This is a genomic window from Streptomyces sp. NPDC054847 (genome assembly GCF_053610925.1).
Window position 1 is genome coordinate 1 of the sequence record NZ_JBSGZJ010000464.1, and the last position, 5,574, is coordinate 5,574.

Genomic DNA, 5,574 nt, shown 5'->3' on the forward strand with positions numbered 1-5,574 from the left:
GTGCGAAGGCCGCCGACGATGAAGCCGCCCGCCGGCTCCAGGGTCTCCTCGGGGACCGCCAGCCGCAGGGCGGGGAAGCGGGCGAAGAGGGCCGGGAGGGCGATCGTGGCCTCCATGCGGGCCAGCGGGGCGCCGATGCAGCGGTGCACGCCGACACCGAAGGACAGATGGTCGTCGGCCGCGCGCGTGGCGTCGAAGGCCGCCGCGTCCTCGCCGTAGCGCGACGGGTCGTTGCCCGCCGCCGCGTACGTCGTCAGGATCGCGTCGCCGGCCGGGACGGTGACCCCGCCGACGGTGATGTCGGACACCGCGAACCGCAGCGGCAGCGAAGCGATCGACGGGCGGACCCGCAGCACCTCCTCGATCACCTGCTCCCAGCTGATCGCGCCGGCCCTCACGGCGGCCAGCTGCTCGGGGTGCTCGAGCAGCGCGACGACGGCGTTGCCGATCAGGTTGACCGTCGTCTCGAAGCCGGCGCCGATGACCAGGAGCAGGGTGTAGAGGAGTTCCTCGTCGCTGAGCCGGTCGCCGTCCTCGTCACGGACCTTGATCAGTTCCGTGGTCATGTCGTCGCCCGGGTGCTCGGCCTTGTGCGCGATGAGCGAGCCGAGGACCGCGCCGATCTGCTCCTGGACCATGGCCGCGTGCTCCGGGGTCGGGTCGGAGGTGTCCATGATGGCGGCGATCAGCCGCCCGGTGGCCTCGCGCAGCTCCTCGGGCACACCGAACAGCTCGCAGATCATCCGCATGGGCAGCGGATGCGCGAACGCGGCCTTCACGTCCACCACTTCGCCGTTCGCGCCGGCCGCGTCCAGTTCCGTCAGCAGCTCCTCGGTGATGGCCTCCACCCGGTCGCGCATCGCCTCGGTGCGCCGGGCGGTGAAGCTGGGGGCGACGAGCCTGCGAAGCCGGGTGTGGTCGCTGCCGTAGGTCGACAGCATGTTGACCACGCCCACCCAGCCGAGGATCCAGCCCCACTCCGGGCGCTCGCCGATCTCGGGGAACAGCGACCAGTGCTTACGCGGGTCCTTGCTGACCTGAGGGTCGAGGATCAGGGCCTTGAGGGTGTCGTAACCGGTCGGCGCCCAGGCGGGTATGCCGCCGGGCAGCTCGACGGGCACCACCGGACCGAGGGAACGGAGCTTCGCGCACTCGGCGATGATGTCGGCACCGAACGGATCGACGGCCACACGGGTGGACACGGTCATGAACGGTCTCCTGCCTGGTCGGGGCTGTGAGGTGTGAATCTGACGGGCAGCGCCGTCAGCGAACGGTGGAACGGGCCCGGCCGCCAGCTGAGCCGCTCACGCGGTACGACCGGCTGAAGGTCCGGCAGCCACTGGGTGAGGCGCTCGATGGCCTCCGTGGCGATCAGCAGGGCGGGCTGCTTCACGGGGCAGGCGTGCTCACCCGCGGAGAACGACAGGTGCGAGGCGTCGTGGCGGTGGTGCGTCCCGGCGAAGTCCTGCTCGGCGAAGTGGCCCAGCGCTCCGTACGAGACGACGACCGGGACCGCCGCCTGGACCCAGACGCCGTGGAAGGAAACGGACTCGCGGGCGAAGTGGATGCCGTAGTTCGACAGCGGGGTCTCGTAGCGGAGCACCTCGAGGACCGCGTCCATCACCGGCCGGGAGCCACTGGTGAGGGTCGAGTAGTAGTCGGGGTTGCCGAGGATCCGCGAGAGCGCGTTGGAGACGAGGTTGGCGCTCGGCTCGTGGCCCGCCCCGAGGGTGAGGAAGACCTGCCAGGTGACCTCCTCCGGCGTGAGGGCCAGCGGGTGGTCCAGGAGCCGGCTGGTGATGTCGGGGCCGCGCCGCACCGACTTGGCGGCGATCAGCTCCAGCACGTACCTGCCGTATTCGGCCTCGCCCTCCGCCGCGCGGTCGCCGCCCTCCATCATCGCGCCGAGCGCGGCGTCGAGCCGGCCGGACTCGCTGTCGGGCAGCCCGAAGAGGTTGTTGAAGATCAGCGCCATCAGCGGCCGGGCGAACTCGGTGACGAGGTCCGCGGAGCCGGCCGGGCCGAAGCGGCCGACGAGCACGTCCACCGCGTGGTGGACGCGTTCGCGCAGGTCGTGCGGTTCCACCAGGTCGAACGCGTCGGTGAGGCTGCGGCGGTAGCGGATGTGCGCGTCGCCGTCCGCGAAGAGGGTGTTGGGCCGCCAGCGCATCATGCCGAGGACGGGGGAGTCCTCCGGGACGGTGGCCTCCCAGGGCCGCGGGTCGTGCGACCACGTCTCTGGGTCGTGCAGCAGGTCGAGGGCGGCGCGGCGGTCGGTGACGACGTACGCGGGCACACCGGGGGCGAGCTCCGCCCAGCCGACCGGACCCTGCGCCCGCAGCGCCGCGTAGTAGGCGTGCGGGTCGGCCGCGAAGCCCTCTTCCCACAGTCGTACGGGCGCGGACAGCGAGAACGCGTCGGCGCGGGCAGGATAGGCGGCGTTCAACGGAGCTCCGTCCGGCGGCTGTTGCGGTCGATGAGGTGCTGGACCAGGGCGAGCAGCGCGTCGACGGAGGAGTTGGTGTCGCGGGCGTCGCACATCACCAGCGGGGTGTCGTGCTCGAGGTCGAGGGCGCGGCGCAGCTGCTCCTCGCCGTAGTTCTTGGAGTCGGGGAAGGTGTTCAGGGCGACGGCGTACGGCAGCCCCGACTCCTCGACCATGCCGAGGACGTCGAAGGAGTCGTCGATCCGGCGGGTGTCGACGAGCACGAGCGCGCCGAGCGCCCCGTAGGCGATGTCGTTCCACAGGGAACGGAAACGTTCCTGGCCGGGGGTGCCGAAGAGATAGAGCACGATCCCGCCGCCCAGCGAGATCCGTCCGAAGTCGATGGCGACGGTCGTCGTCGTCTTGTCGCGCACCCCGGCCAGGTCGTCGACGGCGACCGACGCCTGCGTGAGGTGTTCCTCGGTGTGCAGCGGCCGGATCTCGGAGACGGAGTCGATCAGCGTCGTCTTGCCGACGCCGAAGGGGCCGGCCACGAGGATCTTGACCAGTTCCCGCGCGGTGTCGGGCAGATGCAGACCGGCCTCGGCGGAGTCCCGCTCACGCGAGGACGGGCCGGAGCTCGCGGGCGGGCTAAAGCTTGAGGGCGCGGAGGCCATCGGCCACTCTCTTCAGAAGGTCACGGTCGGGCAGGGCTGCGGAGGGGACCGGTGGGCGTGCGCGCACCAGGCCCTGGTCGATCAGGGCGGCGGCCAGGACACGGACCGCGGAGACCGGCAGCTTCAGCAGGGCGGCCGTCTCCACCACGGTCAGCGAACCGCCGTCGAGCGCCTCGAGCACGGCGTGCTGGGCGGCGGGCAGGCCGGCGGGCGCGGGCCCGCCGGCGCCGGTCAGCACCGACAGGCGCTCCAGGCTGTTGCGACTGGGCCGCGCCACCCCGCCGGTGGACAGGTAGGCGGGCACCAGGGGGCGGCCGCTCCGGCGGCCGGTCATACCGCTGTGCCGCCGTCGGCCACCCGGGGCGCCGCGGCCATGGCCTTCTCACCGAGCCGGGCGACCTGGGAGTGGACCCGGTGGCCCAGCAGGTCGAGGCGTACCTCCGGGCTGCCGTACGCGGCCACGCACGTGCCGTGGTCCGTGGGCGCGACCAGGATGTAGCCGTGGTCGGACTCGATGACAACCTGCCGCAGCCGGGCGGCGTCCTCGTCGGCGAACGCGGCGGCTGCCGTACGGCACGCCCCCTGGACGGTGCTGATGATCGCTGCGACGCGTTCCGCCGAATCCTGGGAGAGCGCGGCGGAGTAACCGGAGACGAGCCCGTCCCTGGTCAGCAGCGCGGCGGCCCGGACATGCGGGATTTCGAGGATCGGATCGAGCACCCAGGCGGCTTCACCGGGGTCGCGGCTGGTCATCGGGGGTCGTTCCCTTCGATCTCTGCGGCGTTGCGCGCCGCGGCCGTTGCGGACTGCAGCGCCCCGAGCGCCGCGGCGGACTCCTCGGGGGTGCGGGCGGGTGCCGCGGGCGCGGCCGGTTCGGGGGCGGGCGCCGCCAAGGATGCTTCGGCGCGGACCCGGCGGCGGCGCTGCGGGAGCTGGTCGCCGTCCTGGGCGGGGTCGGGCACCGGCTCGTGGACGGGCTCGTCGCCGTGCGACGACGGTGCGGCGGCCGGGGGCGTGGCGGATGCCGGGAGCTGCGGCTGCGTCGCGGGGTGCGGTTCAGGGCGGGGCTGCTCGGGGCCGGCGGGCTGCGCCTGCCGGTCGGTCCGGTCCTGCCGGGCCGGCGGGGTCTGCTCCGTGTGCCCTGCCTGCTCGGCCGCGAGCTCGGGCTCCGCCGAACTCCGGGTGGAGCGTGCGGCGCTGACGGCGGGCGGGTGCAGGACGGGGTCGATACGGCTCAGCAGATGGCTCTTGATGAGCAGCACGGCCCGTACACCCCCGTACGGCGACGGCGTGGACAGGTCCACGGACACGTCGAACTGCCGCGTGAGCCGGCCGATCGCCGCCAGTCCCATCCGGGGCGGGTCGCCGAGGTCGGACAACAGGATCGGGTCGTCCCCGGCCACCAGCCGCTGCGCCGCGGCCCGTTCGTCGCTCGCCATGCCGACGCCAGCGTCGTCGACCGTCACCGAGACGCCGTGGTGGACGCGTTCGAGGTTCACCACCACGGCGGTGTCCGGCGAGGAGTGGCGCAGCGCGTTGTCGAGCAGCTCGGCGACGATGATCGCCACCGGCTCGACGGCGTGCGACACGAGCGCGGTGCCCGGCTCCAGGTGGTTGTGCACCTGGACCCGGTGGTAGCCCACGAGCCGGGCCTGTCCGCCCGTGACGGCGTCGACCAGGTGCGACTCCTCGCGGGCGAGCCCCACCCATGCCCCGCACACGACGGCGGCGACCTGGGCGCGGCGCAGCGACTGCTCGTTCTCGTGGTCGAGGGCGAAGAGGGTCTGCGCCAGCTCCGGGTCGTCGTAGCGCTGCTGGAGCCCGCGCAGCACGTCCTGCAGCCGGTAGAGCCCCGCCTGGATCTCACGGGTCGCGCCGCGCATACCGGCGCGGGCGGCGGCGTCGACGCGCTTGCGTTCCTGGGCCATGGCGGTGCGCAGCGCTTCGAGCACGGCCTCCGTCCTCGCACCCGCCGGCCCCAGCGGTCCGGGCACCCGGACGTGCGGGTGGGCGGTCCGGGTGGCCTCCGCGGGCATCCGCTCCGCGGCGAGGTGGGCGATCTCGGCGGCGAAGGCCTGGGCCGCGCGGTCCACTTCGTGCCGGGCGGCGTCGAGATGCGACCGGAGCGTGGTGATCTCCTCGCGCTGCCGGGCCCGTTCCCGCCGGGAGCGGATGAGCCCGCCTCCCAGGACGAGCGCCGACAGCGTCCCGGCGGCCAGGCCGCCGGCGGCCAGGTCCGGTATCTCGATCATCGAATTAGACCTCGGGAGAGCAGGGTGTGGGGGGCGCCGTGAGGCGCGCCAGCCAAGTACACACTGCCGCTGAGCGGTTGCGCTCGGTTTCCGTCGAAGATCCTTTGGTTTTGTCCGGTCGGTGGCCCATTGTTTACGAAGTGTCTGAGTGTGGCTCAGAACACAGTTCTGGACCGGCGATTCGTTCGCGGACATGCCACGGCCGCGGCGGCTCCCCCTC

The 5,574-nt window shown here is 72.9% G+C and carries 6 protein-coding genes; all 6 read right to left on the bottom strand.

Annotated features, from left to right (window positions below):
- The coding region (locus tag ACWGH4_RS30150; RefSeq protein ID WP_453466494.1) for a cytochrome P450 family protein at positions 1-1,208 on the bottom strand (1,208 nt) is incomplete at its 3' end.
- On the bottom strand, positions 1,205-2,446 hold the full coding sequence (locus ACWGH4_RS30155) for a cytochrome P450 (protein WP_441265092.1): 1,242 nt from the start codon (positions 2,444-2,446) through the stop codon (positions 1,205-1,207). The genes ACWGH4_RS30150 and ACWGH4_RS30155, both read right to left, overlap by 4 nt.
- Complete coding sequence (locus ACWGH4_RS30160) at positions 2,443-3,102, bottom strand: GTP-binding protein (RefSeq protein WP_453466496.1); 660 nt, start codon at positions 3,100-3,102, stop codon at positions 2,443-2,445. Before ACWGH4_RS30160 ends, ACWGH4_RS30155 begins: the two co-directional genes overlap by 4 nt.
- Entirely contained in the window at positions 3,077-3,436 is a 360-nt protein-coding gene (locus ACWGH4_RS30165; RefSeq protein WP_053557178.1) for a DUF742 domain-containing protein, read from the bottom strand. The genes ACWGH4_RS30160 and ACWGH4_RS30165 overlap by 26 nt, the downstream gene beginning before the upstream one ends.
- A complete protein-coding gene (locus ACWGH4_RS30170; protein ID WP_189468935.1) occupies positions 3,433-3,855 on the bottom strand; it encodes a roadblock/LC7 domain-containing protein in 423 nt (140 codons plus the stop codon). The genes ACWGH4_RS30165 and ACWGH4_RS30170 overlap by 4 nt, the downstream gene beginning before the upstream one ends.
- Positions 3,852-5,354 (bottom strand): ATP-binding protein, encoded by a 1,503-nt coding sequence (locus ACWGH4_RS30175; protein WP_453466499.1) that lies wholly within the window; start codon positions 5,352-5,354, stop codon positions 3,852-3,854. The genes ACWGH4_RS30170 and ACWGH4_RS30175 overlap by 4 nt, the downstream gene beginning before the upstream one ends.
- Between the last annotated feature and the right edge of the window lie 220 nt (positions 5,355-5,574).